Source organism: Pseudomonas sp. LBUM1664, assembly GCF_059695895.1.
Map to the genome: position 1 here is coordinate 2,623,002 of NZ_CP166791.1, position 16,286 is coordinate 2,639,287.

The following is a 16,286-nucleotide window of genomic DNA, read 5'->3' on the forward strand; positions in this document are numbered from 1 at the left end:
CACAACGATAAAAAACAGGATTATTTGTCTCATGCGTAAACTGGATCGCACTGACATCGGCATTCTGAACAGCCTTCAGGAAAACGCCCGCATCACCAACGCCGACCTTGCCCGTTCGGTCAACCTTTCGCCCACGCCGTGCTTCAACCGGGTGCGCGCCATGGAGGAACTGGGGGTGATCCGCGAGCAGGTCACGCTGCTGGACGCAGACTTGCTGGGCCTGCACGTCAACGTGTTCATCCACGTCAGCCTGGAAAAACAGGTGGAGGAGGCGCTGCAGCACTTTGAAGAGGCGATCTCCGACCGGCCGGAGGTGATGGAGTGCTACCTGATGGCCGGCGATCCGGACTACCTGATCCGTGTGTTGGTGCCGACCATCCAGTCGTTAGAGCGCTTCATGATGGACTTTTTGACCAAGGTCCCGGGCGTGGCGAACATCCGCTCAAGCTTTGCGCTCAAGCAGGTGCGATATAAGACGGCGTTGCCGTTGCCCGCGAACGGGTTGACCTTGGGGACCTGACGATCAAAAGATCGCAACCTTCGGCACTTTCGGGCCTGCTTCGCAGTCCAGCGGGGATAAATCCCCTCGCCACAGGAGTGTGGTGTTACAGCAGTCGGCACTGCATTGAAAACCCCAGCGCGATTGATTGGCCTTGCTCCAGCAAGCGCAACCCCGGTCGCCCCGGCAGGTGGTGGGCATTGACTGGATGGCTGACCGGTTCGATGCAAAAGAAATCCAGGCCCACGGGGCAGTAGAGCAGGAAGTATTCGCTGCCGCTGGCCCGGCATTGCAGCTCATAACCCAGGTCCGGTTGCTGGATCAGGCAATGCCCATCCCAACCGCCGAAGCCGTTGTCCACGAGGGTGTCCGGCAGCAAGCGGGGTTGCTGGAAGTCCCAGTGTGCAGGAACGTTCCTCAGTGCTGTCGGTAGTTTGGTCTCGTCGCACAGCCAGACTTCGCTGGCGCGAGTTTGCAGGCGCGTGCCAGCGGTGCGCGGAAAGTACGGATGCAAGCCCAGCCCGTGCCAGGCGGCCTGTTCGGCCATGTGGGTGACGTGCATTGCGACTTGCAACTGACCGCCGCTCAAACGGATTCGCAGGCTGGCGCAGTAGGCGAATGGGTGCTGACTGTCGAGTTGTAACAACACCTCTTGGGCACTCTGTTCGGTCACCTGCCACGGCTGTTGCCAGGCGCTGCCGTGGATCGGAAACGGATCGTTGGGGCTGTTGGCCTCCAGGGCGAGCCAACCCGCCGGGCAATCGAAGCCGCCATTGGCGATTCGGTTCGACCATGGGATCAACGGGAAGCCGCCGAGCTTGCCAGGCAGGCCGTTTTCCAGGGCTTGCGGGGCGGGAGGGCGTAACAGCGGCGCGCCGTTACCGCGTAGGGTCCAGTCAACGAGGCTGGCGCCCAGATGCGGGGCCAGAGTGAGGCGAGTCTGTTCGTCTTCGAGTTGGAGAAGAGGCGGCGTCATGTTGGTCTTGTCTGCTGGGTTGGAAAAAACTTCGGGACGATTCTTGTGTGAATGCTTTTGTGGCGAGGGAGCAAGCTCCCTCGCCACAAGGGGCTTGCTCGTTTATAGGGTTACAACACCAGATGCGGCAGCCACAGCGAGATGGCGGGGATGTAGGTCACGAGCAGCAGTACCAGGAACAGCATGCCGTAGAACGGCAACAGGGCCTTGACGGTGCTTTCGATACTGACCTTGCCGATGGCGGAACCGACGAACAACACCGCCCCAACAGGTGGTGTGATCAGCCCGATGCCCAGGTTCACCAGCATGATCATGCCGAATTGCACCGGGTCCACGCCGATGCCCATGATCACCGGCATCAGGATCGGCGTCAGGATCAGGATCAGCGGCGCCATGTCCATCACCATGCCGAGGATCAGCAGCATCACGTTGATGCACATCAGGATCACGTAGCGGTTGTCCGACAGTGTCAGGAACGCAGTGGTGATCTTCGCCGGGATCTCCATCAGCGTCATGATGTAGCCGAAGCTGGCGGCGAAGCCGATCAGAATCATCACGATGGAGATGGTGCGTACCGTGCGGTGCATCAGTTTCGGCAGTTCGCTCCACTTGTAGTCGCGATAGATGCACATGGTCACGAAGAACGCCCACACCACGGCAATGGCGGCCGATTCGGTGGCGGTGAAAATACCCGAGAGAATGCCGCCAAGGATGATGAACATGGTCATCATGCCCCACATGGCTTCCTTGCAGATTTTCAGCGCTTGCTTGAGCGCAATCACCTCGCCTTTAGGGTAGTTGCGCTTTTTCGCGAAAATCAGGCACAGCACCATCAGGCAGGCGTTCATCAGGATGCCGGGCACGATGCCGGCCATGAACAGCGAACCGATCGATACGGTACCGCCGGCCGCGAGCGAGTACAGCACCGCGTTATGGCTTGGCGGCGTCAGCAGGGCTTGGACCGAGCCGCTGACAGTCACGGCAGTGGCGAATTCACGTGGATAGCCGCGGCGTTCCATTTCCGGGATCAGCACCGAGCCGACCGAGGCGGTGTCGGCGACCGAGGAACCGGAGATTGCGCCAAAGAAACTCGAGGCCATGAGGTTGACCAGTGACAGGCCCCCACGCACGAACCCCACCAGCACGCTGGCGAATGCCACCAGCCGGCGGGACATGCCGCCCTCGGCCATGATCGCGCCGGCCAGCACGAAGAACGGAATGGCCAGCAGCGAGAATTTGTTCACCCCACCCACCACCTGGATCATCATGGCCTGGAAGGGGATATCGATCCACCATGCACCGATCAGTGCGGCAGCGCCGAGGGCATAGGCGACCGGCATGCCGATCAGGATCAACAGGAAAAAACTGCCCAGTAGAATCAGAGCGTCCATTAAACGGCACCTTCGCTTTCTTCAATCAGGTCGAACTGCACGACCCGACGCTGGCTTTGATCACCCAGAAAGAGTTTTTCCAGGACAAAAATCAATGTCAGGAAACCTCCGGCCGGAATCGGCATGTAGGTGATGCCCACGCGCAGGGTGGGTATGGCACTCATGAATTGATTCCAAGTGGTCATGCACAGCTTGGTGCCCCAGACGGTCATGAAAATGCAGACCGCAGCCATCAACAACTGGGAGAAAACCGAAGCTGCGGTTTTCAAGTGGGGCGGCAAGCGGTTGGTGATCATGTCCACGGCCATGTGTGAGCCGGAGCGGTAGCTGGCGGCGGCACCGATGAAGGTGAACACGATCATCAGCAGGATGGCGGTAGGCTCCGGCCAGCTTGAGCCTGAGCCCAGCACGTAGCGGGCAAACACACCCCAGGGAATCATCAGTGCAACTGCCAGGACAGAAAGGCCGGCCACCCAGATGCAAGTCATGTAAATCTTGTCGTTGATACGCAGCAGTAAATTCTTCATCGGGTTCCACCCTAACCGGGCGCGCCTTTTAACCGCAGGCGCGCCCAGCCTTTTCATGAGTACAGATTGAGAGGGCTTACTGAACGGCTTCGATACGCTTGATCAGGTCGGCATACGGCGCGCCGTATTTGGCCCGGATCGGAGCGGTGGCGTCATAGAAGGGTTTTTTGTCGACAGTGATGAACTCGACGCCGGCGGCCTTGAGTTTCTCTTCGCTGGTGGTGGACTTCTTGTCCCACAGCACGCGCTCTTCAGCCTGGGCCGCCTTGGCGGCTTTCTTCACCATGTCTTGCTGCTCTGGCGTGAGCTTGTTCCAAGTGATTTTTGACATCACGATTGGCTCAGGCAGGATCAGGTGGCCGGTCAGGCTGTAGAACTTGGCGTTCTGATAGTGGTTGTGCTCCAGCATGGTCGGCGGGTTGTTTTCCGCGCCGTCGATCACACCGGTCTGCAAGGCGCTGAAAATCTCGCCGGTGTCCATGGCGATACCATTGCCGCCCATGGCGTTGATGGTCTCGATGAACATCGGGTTGCCCTGCACGCGAATCTTCATGCCCTTCATGTCTTCGAGTTTGCGCACCGGTTTCTTGGTGTAGAGGTTGCGCGTGCCGCCATCCATCCAGGCCAAGGCCACCAGGCCGAATTCGGAGTTGGTGATCCGGTCGAGGATCGCATCGCCGACTTCACCGTCAATCACGGCGCGCATGTGGGCCTGGTCGCGAAAGATGAACGGCATGTTGAATACGTTCACATCCGGCACCACCGGGCCAACGATACCCAGGCTCACGCGGGACATCTGTATCGCACCGGCCTGCATCTGCTCGATGACTTCCTTTTCTGAACCCAGTACACCGCCCGGGAAGAACTTGAAGGTCAGTTCACCTTTGCTCTCCTGGGCCAGGGTTTTCCCCATGTTTTCCTCGGCGACCACGGTGGGGTAGCCCTTGGGGTGGATGTCGGCGATCTTGATTTCCAGGGCGTGCGCCGCCTGGGCCAGGAAGGCCAGGGGGAGGGCTGCGATCAGAAGTGTGCGTTTGAAATTCATGGTCAATCTCCAGTCTTGTTGTTTTTATGTGCTCATCCAGCGACGCGGCAAAGCAGGTCAGTTCGCGGAGTGTTTCAGCCCTCCGAAAGCAGGTTCAACCAGGCCCTTGACGCCAGGGTTGAGGGCGAACACGCCGCCGGCCAGGGACTGCGGATCAGTGTCGTCACCGGGGCGGATCGACGTGACGAACAGGGTGTCCAGACGGCTGCCGCCAAAGGCACACATCGTCGGTTTCTTCACCGGCACAGACAGCGAACGATCCAGCCGGCCGTCCGGGGTGAAGCGATGGATCAAGCCGGCGTCGTTGGCGCAGATCCAGTAGCAACCCTCGGCGTCCACCGCTGCGCCGTCCGGGCGCCCGGCCAGGGGCATCATGTCGACGAACAGCCGCCGGTTGGAGGGCGTACCGCTGTCGATGTCGTAGTCGAAGGCCCAGATCTGTTGGATCAGCGGGTGTGAGTCAGAGAGGTACATCGTCCGTCCGTCAGGGCTGAAGCCCAGGCCGTTGGGCACGATGAAACTGCTCAGTTGCGCCTCGACCGGGCTGAGTTGGCCTGCCTCGTAGCGATACATCCGCCCTACGTCCGCGTTGGCGCCCATGTTTAGCACCATGCTGCCGGCCCAGAAGCGCCCCTGGCGGTCGCAACGGCCATCGTTGAGGCGCATGTCGGCGCGGCTGTGCTTGACGTTCGCGCACAGTTTGCTGTCCAGGCTGCCGTCATCAAAGGCGTGCAGGCGAAAGAACCCGCTCTCCATGCCGGCGATCCAACCGCCGTCCTGATGGCGGGCAAGGCAGGCGAGCATTTCGGGCGCTTTCCAACCCTTGATTTGTCCGGTCCCGGCGTTCCAGCGCTGTAGGCCACCGCTGGGGATGTCCACCCAGTACAGGGCATTTTCCTCGGGGACCCACACCGGGCTCTCACCGACGGCGTTGCGTGCATCGACAATCAATTCGGCTTGCATGGCGATTCCTTTGTGCGTTCGTATCCCATGAGAAACAGGCGAATCAGTCGTCGAACGGACCGGCGGCTACAAAGGCGCCGCCCTGGTAGATCCTGGCCGGGTCATCGGCGGCCGGCATCGGCTGCGCTTCGACCTTGGCGCGGAAGACTTCGGAGCTGTCCTTGGGTTGGTAGCCCAGGTGCGCGGCGTGGCTGTTGTCCCACCAGACGTCGCGGTTGGCGGACATGCCGTACACCACGGTGTGGCCGACCTTCGGGGTGTAGAGCGAGCATTCGATCAGTTGAGTGAGGTCGTCGAAGCTCAACCAGGTGCTCATCATCCGGCGATTCTGCGGTTCGGCGAACGACGAGCCGATGCGGATGCTCACCGTCTCGATGCCGTAGCGATCGAAGTAGAAGCTGGCCATGTCTTCGCCGTAGGACTTGGACAGGCCGTAGTAGCCATCGGGGCGACGAGGGGAGAGGGCGTCGAGGGCTTCGTCCTGTTTGTAGAAGCCGATGACGTGGTTGGAGCTGGCGAAAATCACTCGCTTGACCCCGTGCTTGCGCGCGGCTTCATAGATGTGGAACACGCCGCTGATGTTGGCGCCGAGGATTTCTTCGAACGGACGCTCAACCGAAACACCACCGAAATGCAGAATGGCATCGACGCCTTCCACCAGTTGATGCACCGCCTGTTTATCGGACAGGTCGCACGGCACCACTTCTTCGCTTTCATCGATGGCCGGGGCCATGTTGGCGATGTCCGACAGACGAATGTGGCGGGCGAAAGGCTTGAGGCGCTCGCGCAAGACTTTGCCCAGGCCGCCGGCGGCGCCGGTCAGCAGCAGGCGATTGAAGGGGGGGCGAATATGTGTCGTAGTCATGGAATTACCTGAGCAAACAGTGAGAGGTATCAGTTGTTATAAGTTGTCGTACGACCGTTGGGAATATCCTTATCCTTCCGCTACCTTGTCAACGTTTGATCGACGAATCGCTCTAAACCGGCCTCCTTGCCGTTCGTTGCTGCGCTGCCATGACCCCATGAAGACGGCCCATGGCAGCGGATCCTGTGCTTAAAGAAGCGAAATCGGGTAACTGATGAAAATGCGGTTCTCGTCGAATTCGTTGGTGCTGAAATCCCGACGAATCGTCGCGTTACGCCATTTCACATTGAGGCTTTTCAGCGCGCCGCTCTGCACGGTGTAGGCGAGTTCGCTTTCACGGCCCCATTCCTTGCCGTTGTCGACGGTGGAGGTGTGCACATTGTCGCCGCTGATGTAGCGGTTCATCAGGGTCAGGCCCGGCACGCCGACGGCAGCGAAGTTGAAGTCGTGGCGCACTTGCCAGGATTTTTCCCGGGCGTTGTCGTAGCTGGAGTTGTAGCTGTCGTTGGCCAGGGTGCCGCCGCTGGTGCCGTTGACGCGCATCCAGGCATCGTCGCCGCTGAGTTTTTGCAGGCCGACATAGAAGGTGCTGCCGCCGTATTTGGCCGAGAGCATGGCGAACGCGGTTTTGTTGTCCAGGTCGCCCGCCAGGGCGCTGCCGTCTTCCTTGCCGATGAAGTAGCCGAGGTTGGCGCCCAGGGTCCAGTCGCCGATGGGCTGGCTGTGGGTCAGGTTGAAATACTGCTGCTGGTAGATGTCGGACAGTTCCGAGTACCAGACGCCGACCTGGGTGCGTTTATCGTTGAAGGCGTATTCGCCGCCGCCGAAGTTGAAACGGTCGGAGGTGAAGGCACTGCGGCCGTTCATCGACATGTCTTCCATGCTCGCGTCGTTGCGCGGGCTGTTGGCGCGGAACTGACCGCCATAAAGGGTCAGGCCGTTGATCTCGGTGGACGTGACCTGGCCGCCGCGGAACGTTTGCGGCAGGGAGCGGCCATCGTCAGAGCGCAGGATTGGCAGCACCGGCATCCATTCACCGACCTTCAGTTCGGTTTTCGACACTTTGGCCTTGAGGGCGACACCCAGGCGACCGAAGTCATCGGCCGGACGACCGTCATCGTGCACCGGCAGCAGTTGCGTACCCGCGGTACCTCGGCCGCCATCGAGCTTGACCGAGTACAGCCCCAGCACGTCCACACCGAAACCGACCACGCCCTGGGTGAAGCCGGACTTGGCGTCGAGGATGAAGCTCTGGGTCCATTCCTCGGCTTTGCCCTGGGTGGCGCTTGGGTTGGTGAAGTTGCGATTGAAATAGGCGTTGCGCAGGTTCAGCGTGACTTTGGCGTCATCGACAAAACCTTCGGCGCTGGCGGTCATCGGCATGAACAGCGCCAGGCTGCTGCAACCGAGCAGGGTCAGGGCTGGGCTGGAATTGAGGAGGGTACGGCGGGTTTGATGGTTGTCGGGCGAAAAACGGACACGTGTGCTCACTATGACGCTCCCTACTTTTTTGTTGTTTTTATTTGTCATACGTCGTCGTACAACATGGAGGAGATTATTTGTGGGGCGTTGCTCGTTGTCAACTGGCCATTATCGGAATTATCCAACTCGCGGGTGCTTCAAAATTAGGCATTTCAATGGTTGTCACCGACTGAGGTCAAGATCGCAGGCCTTGACGCCGGGCAAATCGGTGATCTGAGAATAGCGGTGCGTGCTTTTGGTTGTGCGATGACTGGTCTAAGACATTAGTCGAATGATCGAGATCTAATGGTCTAGAAAGTCCCTTGTGGCTTGTGGCTTGTGGCTTGTGGCTTGTGGCTTGTGGCTTGTGGCGAGGGTGTGTTGTTCACCCTATTCCCAGTCCAAACAGGCCTGTGTTTATCCAGATGTAGGATCGTTCTGGATCGGGCTACGTTGTCTTGCGCCGTTGCCTACAACTGCGCCAGAATCCGCCGGCTTGTGCGCTTGTGGTCCGGGTTTTATCGTTTCCGGGTCGTTGAGGAATCAGCGATCGGGTTTGGTAGCCCGGACTCTCTACATGACGCACAGCTTCACTTTTTACAGGTGCATCTCAGCATTTGTACTAATGGTGGCCATGCGTAGGGCGCTCTCGGGCGCGCCGGTGTTCATGTGGACCGGTCTACCAACCTTCGTATGGCCACCGCCCTTCGTTTGGTAGCGAGGGTGATGGCTCCTCCAATTCCACATGAGGTTCCATCTATGTTCAAAGTAACCCCCAACCCACCGGACACCGATCCGACTCCACCGCGTAAAAAAACCAAGACCCAAAAACTCGACGAAGCCGCCGACCGCGCCCTCAACTATTACCTGAACCCCAAACCGGACAAACCCGAAGCCGATGCGGCGGCCGGCCAACTCTTCACCGTCGTCAACGGCATCGACACCGAAAGCCTGCTCGCCAACCTCAGCGAAACCCTGGCCTCGGCCAATGCCATGGCCAGCGACCTGGCCTTTGACCTGGAAGGTTCCAGGCGACACGTTGCCCTGGGCATCCAGCAGTTGATCGAACTGGGCGGACTGCTGGCGAACCGCGCGCTGGACAACGTCGAACCACGCTAGCCGACTCGGCACAAAACCCTGTGGCGAGGGAGCTTGCTCCCGCTGGGCTGCGAAGCAGCCCCAATGGGCCGGCGCGCTCTTTCAGACAGACCGCATCGACCGGTTTTATGACTGCTGCGCAGCCGAGCGGGAGCAAGCTCCCTCGCCACAAGAGCCTCTGCGTACACATCTGTCTGAACAGAAACACAGTCACATTGTGGGAGCGAGCTTGCTCGCTCCCACAAGGATCCCCAGTGTTTTCGACAGTGGGTGAATGCTAGTCTTGACCAACGCTGTTTCCAGGGAGCCCTCATGGGCAATCACAAGATCGAGATTCGTCGCAGTAACGTCGAGAAAATCCTGCTGGCCGCCGAGAAGGTCTTCGCCGAGAAAGGCTTTGGCAGTACCGCCATGGCCGACATCGCCGCCGAAGTGCAACTGCCCCGTTCCAATCTGCATTATTACTTCAGCACCAAGAGCGAGCTGTACAGCGCCGTGCTGTTCGACCTGCTGGAAGTCTGGAAGCAGGACGCCTTGTGCTTCGAGATGTTCGACGACCCGCGGGTGGTGCTCAGCAGCTACATCCGCGCCAAGATGAATCACTCCCGCAGTCGGCCGTACGGCTCCAAGGTCTGGGCCAACGAAGTGATCCACGGCGCCCCGACACTGGGGCAGGCGCTGGATGCCAGCCTCTATGACTGGGCCAAGATGAAAGAAGCGAAAATCCGCCAGTGGGTAGAGGACAAACGCATCCTCGCGGTGGAACCTTCAAGCCTGCTCTACATGATCTGGGCCTCGACCCAGCACTACGCCGACTTCGACCACCAGATCAACATTCTCAACGACCATCAGCCGCTTTCCGACATGCAGTTCGAACGGGCGGTGCAGACGGTGACCAGTGTGATTTTGCGGGGGATTGGGTTGGAGCCTTGAGATTTTTGGCGCATCTGATGGCCTCGTCGCGAGCAGGCTCGCTCCCACACAGGATTTGCGACGAACACAAATCCTGTGTTCACAACCGATCCCTGTGGGAGCGAGCCTGCCCGCGATGACGGCAGCCCAGACACCTCAAATTCAAACCGCTACATGATAGGGATTACGCGGATCATGGTTCCAGTCCAGAAACGGCTTGCCCGTGTCCACCGTCACCATCTCGATGCAGTCTTGCACCGGGCAGGTGATCTGGCACAGGTTGCAACCCACGCACTCCTCATCGATCACTTCATATTTGCGCGTTCCATCAACCTGCTTGAGGCTGGCGATGGCCTGGTGCGAAGTGTCTTCACAGGCAATGTGGCAGCGGCCGCAGCCGATGCAGGCCTCCTGGTCGATCTTCGCGATGACCTGATAGTTGATGTCCAGGTACTTCCAATCGGTGGTGTTGCCCACCGCGCGACCGGAGAATGCCTGCAGATTGGCGTGTCCGTGATCGTCCATCCAGCGTGACAGGCCGTCCTTCATCTCATCCACGATGCGAAAACCATGCAGCATTGCCGCCGTGCACACCTGCACCGCGCCGCTGCCCAGGGCAATGAATTCCGCGGCGTCGCGCCAACTGCCGATGCCACCGATACCGCAAATTGGCAAGCCCTGGGTCTGTGGGTCGCGGGCGATTTCCGCGACCATGTTCAGCGCGATGGGCTTGACCGCCGAGCCGCAATAGCCGCCGTGGGTGCTCTGGCTGCCGACGGAGGGCAGGGCGACCATGCGGTCCAGGTCGACGCTGGTGATAGAGTTGATGGTGTTGATCAACGACACCGCATCCGCGCCACCCCGATGGGCCGCCCGGGCGGCGACGCGGATGTCGGTGATGTTGGGGGTGAGCTTGACGATCACCGGCAGCGAGCAATAGGTCTTGCACCAGCGCGTCACTTGTTCGACGTACTCCGGCACCTGGCCGACCGCAGCCCCCATGCCCCGTTCCGGCATGCCGTGGGGGCAGCCGAAATTCAGCTCGATGCCGTCGGCACCCGTGGCCTCCACCAGCGGCAGGATGCGCTTCCACGACTCTTCGACGCACGGCACCATCAGCGACACGATCAACGCCCGGTCCGGCCAGTCTTTTTTCACCTGGGTGATTTCCCGCAGGTTGATCTCCAGCGAACGGTCGGTGATCAGCTCGATGTTATTGATGCCCAACACCTCTCGATTGGCGCCGAAGTGGGCCGAATAGCGCGATGACACGTTCACGGCCGCCGGGTCTTCCCCGAGGGTTTTCCAGACCACGCCACCCCAGCCGGCCTCAAAAGCGCGGACTACGTTGTAGGCCTTGTCGGTGGGCGGCGCGGAGGCCAGCCAGAACGGATTGGGGGCTTTGATGCCGGCGAAGACAATCGACAGATCGGCCATTTACGCAGCCTCCACGTTGAGCATCAGTTGAGCGTTGATCGCCTCGGCGGCGAGCTTGCCGTGCTGCACGGCCTGCACAGTAAGGTCCTGGTCCAGGCTGGTGCAGTCGCCGCCGGCGTACACGCCGGGAATGCTGGTGCGCAGTTGCTCGTCCACCAGGATCCGCCCATCCTGGCGCTTGAGTTCCCGGGCCAGTGGGTCCACCAGCGCGGCGGCGTCGAAGGCCTGGCCGATGGCTTTGAAAATTGCGTCGGCGGGCAGCTCGAACGTCTCGGCGCCGATGACCAGCCGACCGTTCTCCAGATGAGTGCGCGAGAAACGCATGCCCCGTACATTCCCGGCCTCGTCGAGCAGCACTTGTTGCGGCTGGGCCCAGGTCAGCAGGCGCACCTGATTGGCCTTGGCGATGTCTTGCTCATGCTCGGTGGCGCTCATGTCCTCAAGGCCTCGACGGTATACGAGGCTGACGTCCCGGGCGCCGAGGCGAGCCATTTGCACGGCCATGTCGATGGCGGTGTTGCCGGCGCCGAGGACGATGCAGCGGTCAGCCAGCGGTAGCTGGCTGAGGTCTTCGGCCTGGCGCAGTTCGCGGATGAACGCAGTGGCGGCCAGCAGCCCCGGCGCTTCTTCATCGCTCAGACCCAATTGTTTGCTGGCGGCCAGGCCAATGCCAAGGAACACGGCATCGAATTGCTGGTGCAGGTCGCTCAGGCTCAGGTTTTCGCCAAGCGTGTGGCCATGGCGGATTTCGATGCCGCCGATGTCCAGCAAAAAATCCAGTTCGCGCTGAGCGTAGTCGTCCACCAGTTTGTATTTGGCGATGCCGTATTCGTTGAGTCCGCCGGCCTTGTCCCGGGCTTCGAAAATCACCACGTCATGACCATGCATCGCGCTGCGGTGAGCACAGGACAACCCGGCTGGACCTGCACCGACCACGGCGATGCGCTTGCCTGTGGCGGCGTCGCGTTTGAACGGGTGCTCGGTGAAGTGGGCGTTGTCCACGGCGTAGCGCTGCAACAGGCCGATCAGCACTGGCGCGCATTCCCGGGCGTTGTTGCGAACGCAAGCTTGCTGGCAAAGGATCTCGGTGGGACAGACCCGGGCGCAACTGCCGCCCAGGATATTGGCCGAGAGAATCTTCTGCGCTGCACCTTGGACGTTGTCTTGATGGATGTTGCGAATGAACGAAGGGATATCGATCTCGCTCGGACAGGCGTTCACGCACGGCGCGTCGTAGCAGTACAGGCAACGGGACGCTTGCAGGTGGGCCTGGCGCGCGTTGAGCGGCGGCGCCAGGTCGCTGAAGCGGGCGGCGAGGGTAGCCGGGTCTTCTAGGGAATGGGGGAGGTGGCTCAAGGGCTGGATCATGGAATTGGCCTCACGGTGTTTGAGGTGCTGCCTCTGATGGGCATTGTTCTTTGTTGTCTGGGCTGACCTCATCGCGAGCAGGCTCGCTCCCACAGGAATCAGCTGCGCACACAGATTTTGTATCCACCCAAAATCCAATGTGGGAGCGAGCCTGCTCGCGATAGGCCGAAGGCCGCTTTCAGCGTTTCACGGCAACCGGCCTGTGCAACTCAGCCCGCTTGCTCAGCAAGTCGAACACCGCCGGGTACGCCGGCCGTTCGATGTAGCGACCGGCCCCGCGTTCGGCGCGCAGGTCGCCATCGGCCCAGACCAACCGCCCCTGGCTGATGGTGTGGCTGGGCACGCCGCGCACGGTCTTGCCTTCGAAGATGTTGAAGTCCACTTGCTGGTGGTGGGTCTTGGCTGAAATCGTGCGGCTGCCCTGGGGATCCCAGAGCACCAGATCGGCGTCGGCACCGACGCGGATCGCCCCTTTGCGCGGGTAGAGGTTGAAGATTTTCGCGGTGTTGGTGGAGGTGAGCGCGACGAAGTCGTGCATCGACAATTTGCCGCTGTTGACCCCTTCATCCCAGAGCACGGCCATGCGGTCTTCGATACCGGCGGTGCCGTTGGGAATCTTGCTGAAGTCCTCGCGGCCGGCGGCCTTCTGCTCAGCACAGAAACAGCAGTGGTCGGTGGCGGTAGTGTGCAGGTTGCCCGACTGCAAACCGTGCCACAGTGCCTCCTGATGCCCGCGGGGCCGGAAGGGCGGGCTCATCACGTAACCGGCGGCGGTCTGCCAGTCCGGGTGGCGATAGACGCTGTCGTCCAGCAACAGATGCCCAGCCAGCACTTCTCCGTAGACCGGCTGGCCCTGGCTGCGGGCGTAGGTGATTTCGTCCAGTGCCTCTTTGGTGGACACGTGCACCAGGTACAGCGGTGTACCAAGGGTTTGGGCGATACGAATGGCCCGGCTCGCGGCTTCGCCTTCCACTTGCGATGGCCGCGACAACGGATGGGCTTCGGGCCCGGTGAAGCCCTGGGCCAGCAGCTTGCGTTGCAGGTGATACACCAGCTCGCCGTTCTCCGCGTGCACGGTGGGCACCGCGCCCAATTCCAGGCACCGCTCGAAGCTCGCCACCAAGGTGTCGTCGGCCGCCATGATTGCGTTCTTGTAAGCCATGAAATGCTTGAAGCTGTTCACGCCGTGCTGGTTGACCAGCTCGGCCATTTCTTCGCGCACCTGCTCGCTCCACCAGGTGATTGCCACGTGAAAACCGTAGTCGCTGGCGCTTTTCTCGGCCCAGCCACGCCATTGGTGAAATGCCTCCATCAGCGACTGCTGGGGATTGGGAATCACGAAGTCGATGATCGAGGTGGTGCCCCCGGCCAGGCCTGCCGCCGTGCCGCTGAAGAAGTCCTCGCTGGCGACCGTGCCCATGAACGGCAACTGCATGTGGGTATGCGGATCGATGCCGCCGGGCATCAGGTATTGGCCGCTGCCATCGAGCACTTCGACATCGGCCGGAACATCCAGGTTTTCACCGATGGCCTTGATCACACCGTCGGCACAAAACACATCGGCGCGATAACTTTCATCATGGGTTATTACAGTGGCACCACGGATCAACAGAGACATTCCGAGCTCCTCGCAGGCATGACCGACTGTTGCCGGTTCTTTATATTTTATAGATCACGATGAATAAGTGATGAAGGCGTGCAGGATGATATTCCTGTCACGGTTGTCAGGATTAGACGCTAGCTGGAGTTGTTGAATTGAGCAAGATTATTTTTAACCAGTTAAAAGTTTGTATAACCTATTGAAAAATAAAAGTTAATTATATAAATCACCAAAATGGTGAGCTGCCTCACCATTTTGACGCACTTGACAGGATCGGTATTTGAGAGAGATTTATCATGGTAAATCAGCGGCTTGAAAGCCGTTAAAGTACGGTTTAGACACGTCGCGTTAATTCGCGGTGCACCACTTTGAATCTCGAACTCGACAGAACGTGCAGGTCATCTAGCCTAAAGGACGACCCCTCAGCGCGCAGCAGAGCCATTGGTTTGAATTAAGGCGTTTAAGATCAACGGGTTGTAAAGGTTATATCGACCGTCCGGTCAACTCGGCGCAACAATCGGCACGGATATTGAGTGCCGTCGCTGACAGGCTGGGCCGTCAGTAGCACGCGTGCCTTAACATGCAAGTACTCCGGCCGTCGCCTGTCGATGAGCAAAAATAATGAAAACAGTGGAGCGGACATGACCAGATCAACAGTGACTGAGCGCGACGGGTTGTTCGAGCTTGAAGCCGGCAGCGACGTTCTCGACAGCCCCCGTTACAACCACGACATCGCGCCGACCAAGGTGCACGAGCGAACCTGGAACAAGTGGCATATCACCGCGCTGTGGGTGGGTATGGCGATCTGCGTACCGACCTACACCCTCGGCGGCGTGCTCACCGCCTATTTCGGCTTGACGGTGGGCGAGGCGCTGCTGGCGATTCTGTTCGCCAACATCATTGTGTTGATTCCCTTGACCCTGAACGCCTTTGCCGGGACCAAGTACGGCATTCCGTTTCCGGTGCTGTTGCGCTCGTCCTTCGGTGTCATCGGCTCCAACGTACCCTGCCTGATTCGCGCCTTGGTGGCGTGTGGCTGGTTCGGGATCCAGACGATGTTCGGCGGTCTGGCGATTCACCTGTTTCTCGGCTCGGTATCCGAAGGCTGGAAGAGCCTGGGCGGTACCGGCGAAGTGATCGGTTTCATGGTGTTCTGGGTCTTGAACCTGTGGGTGGTGCTGCGCGGTGCCGAGTCGATCAAGTGGCTGGAAACCTTGTCCGCGCCGCTGCTGGTGCTGGTGGGCGCCGGCCTGCTGGTGTGGGCATTGCCCAACGTGTCCCTGACCGAACTGATGGCGGTGCCGGCCAAACGGCCCGAGGGTGCCGGCGTGACCAGTTACTTCCTCGCCGGGCTCACGGCCATGGTCGGTTTTTGGGCCACCCTGTCGTTGAACATTCCCGATTTCAGCCGTTATGCCAAGAGCCAGAAAGACCAGATCGTGGGCCAGATCATCGGCCTGCCGTTGACCATGTTCCTGTTCGCCTCGCTCGGCGTGGTCATGACCGCGGCTTCGGAGAAACTGGTGGGTGTCACCGTCTCCGACCCTGTGACTTTGATCGGGCACATTCAGAGCCCGGTGTGGGTAGCGCTGGCGATGGTGCTGATCATCGTCGCCACGCTCTCGACCAACACAGCTGCCAACATCGTCTCGCCCACCAACGACTTCCAGAACCTGGCGCCCAAATTGATCGGCCGGACCAAGGCGGTGCTGCTCACCGGGCTGGTGGGGCTGGCGCTGATGGCCCATGAACTGCTGAAAAAGCTCGGTTGGATTGTTTCCGAGGTCAGCCTTGAGTCGGTCTATTCCAACTGGCTGCTGGGCTATTCGAGCCTGCTGGGGCCGATTGCCGGGATCATGGTGGTGGATTATTTCCTGATCAAGAAACAGCAACTCGACCTGGCCGGGCTGTACCGCGACGACGTTTATCCGGCGTGGAACTGGAACGGCTTCATCGCCTTTGGCGTGCCGGTGGCGCTGACGCTGTTGTCCCTGGGCAGCGACGCGTTCAATTGGTTCTACAGCTACGGCTGGTTCACCGGCTCGGCGCTGGGCGGGGTGATTTATTACGGGTTGTGCAGTATGCGTGCGAGCCCATCAGTCGCCAAATCTGCGGTGTGAGCGAGGGCCCATCGCGAGCAGGCT

14 protein-coding genes are annotated in these 16,286 nt (G+C 60.1%); 4 read left to right on the forward strand and 10 right to left on the reverse strand.

Annotated elements, in window-relative coordinates; translation table 11 throughout:
- Positions 1 to 31: 31 nt before the first annotated feature.
- Positions 32 to 520, forward strand: a complete 489-nt coding sequence (gene bkdR / locus ACA047_RS12415) for a Bkd operon transcriptional regulator BkdR (protein ID WP_003202929.1) — start codon at positions 32 to 34, stop codon at positions 518 to 520.
- An 85-nt stretch (positions 521 to 605) separates the two neighbouring features.
- Here bkdR and ACA047_RS12420 read toward each other — a convergent pair whose 3' ends face one another.
- The 7 genes from ACA047_RS12420 to ACA047_RS12450 form a co-directional block, all read right to left on the reverse strand.
- A complete protein-coding gene (locus tag ACA047_RS12420; RefSeq protein WP_497359468.1) occupies positions 606 to 1,475 on the reverse strand; it encodes an aldose 1-epimerase in 870 nt (289 codons plus the stop codon).
- Positions 1,476 to 1,585: 110 nt separating this feature from the next.
- On the reverse strand, positions 1,586 to 2,866 hold the full coding sequence (locus ACA047_RS12425; protein WP_497359469.1) for a TRAP transporter large permease: 1,281 nt from the start codon (positions 2,864 to 2,866) through the stop codon (positions 1,586 to 1,588).
- A complete protein-coding gene (locus tag ACA047_RS12430) occupies positions 2,866 to 3,393 on the reverse strand; it encodes a TRAP transporter small permease (protein ID WP_497359470.1) in 528 nt (175 codons plus the stop codon). Before ACA047_RS12430 ends, ACA047_RS12425 begins: the two co-directional genes overlap by 1 nt.
- Positions 3,394 to 3,469: 76 nt before the next feature.
- Positions 3,470 to 4,438 (reverse strand): TRAP transporter substrate-binding protein, encoded by a 969-nt coding sequence (locus ACA047_RS12435; protein WP_497359471.1) that lies wholly within the window; start codon positions 4,436 to 4,438, stop codon positions 3,470 to 3,472.
- Positions 4,439 to 4,495: 57 nt separating this feature from the next.
- Positions 4,496 to 5,401: an SMP-30/gluconolactonase/LRE family protein gene (locus tag ACA047_RS12440; protein ID WP_497359472.1), complete on the reverse strand. Its 906-nt coding sequence runs from the start codon at positions 5,399 to 5,401 to the stop codon at positions 4,496 to 4,498.
- A 43-nt stretch (positions 5,402 to 5,444) separates the two neighbouring features.
- Entirely contained in the window at positions 5,445 to 6,266 is an 822-nt protein-coding gene (locus ACA047_RS12445) for an NAD-dependent epimerase/dehydratase family protein (protein ID WP_497359473.1), read from the reverse strand.
- Between the two features lie 189 nt (positions 6,267 to 6,455).
- Entirely contained in the window at positions 6,456 to 7,649 is a 1,194-nt protein-coding gene (locus ACA047_RS12450) for an OprD family porin (protein ID WP_497360323.1), read from the reverse strand.
- Between the two features lie 837 nt (positions 7,650 to 8,486).
- Here ACA047_RS12450 and ACA047_RS12455 point away from each other — a divergent pair.
- Positions 8,487 to 8,846: a DUF6124 family protein gene (locus ACA047_RS12455; RefSeq protein ID WP_497359474.1), complete on the forward strand. Its 360-nt coding sequence runs from the start codon at positions 8,487 to 8,489 to the stop codon at positions 8,844 to 8,846.
- Between the two features lie 291 nt (positions 8,847 to 9,137).
- Positions 9,138 to 9,758 (forward strand): TetR/AcrR family transcriptional regulator, encoded by a 621-nt coding sequence (locus ACA047_RS12460; protein WP_497359475.1) that lies wholly within the window; start codon positions 9,138 to 9,140, stop codon positions 9,756 to 9,758.
- Positions 9,759 to 9,899: 141 nt separating this feature from the next.
- Here the strand turns inward: ACA047_RS12460 and preA are convergent, their stop codons facing one another.
- The 3 genes from preA to hydA form a co-directional block, all read right to left on the reverse strand.
- Positions 9,900 to 11,174 (reverse strand): NAD-dependent dihydropyrimidine dehydrogenase subunit PreA, encoded by a 1,275-nt coding sequence (gene preA / locus ACA047_RS12465; protein WP_497359476.1) that lies wholly within the window; start codon positions 11,172 to 11,174, stop codon positions 9,900 to 9,902.
- Positions 11,175 to 12,542, reverse strand: coding sequence for an NAD(P)-dependent oxidoreductase (locus tag ACA047_RS12470; RefSeq protein ID WP_497359477.1), 1,368 nt, complete (start codon positions 12,540 to 12,542; stop codon positions 11,175 to 11,177).
- A gap of 178 nt (positions 12,543 to 12,720) precedes the next feature.
- Complete coding sequence (gene hydA / locus ACA047_RS12475) at positions 12,721 to 14,160, reverse strand: dihydropyrimidinase (RefSeq protein WP_497359478.1); 1,440 nt, start codon at positions 14,158 to 14,160, stop codon at positions 12,721 to 12,723.
- A 623-nt stretch (positions 14,161 to 14,783) separates the two neighbouring features.
- On the opposite strand from hydA, the gene ACA047_RS12480 reads away from it, so the two are divergent.
- Positions 14,784 to 16,262: an NCS1 family nucleobase:cation symporter-1 gene (locus ACA047_RS12480; RefSeq protein WP_497359479.1), complete on the forward strand. Its 1,479-nt coding sequence runs from the start codon at positions 14,784 to 14,786 to the stop codon at positions 16,260 to 16,262.
- Positions 16,263 to 16,286 lie beyond the last annotated feature (24 nt).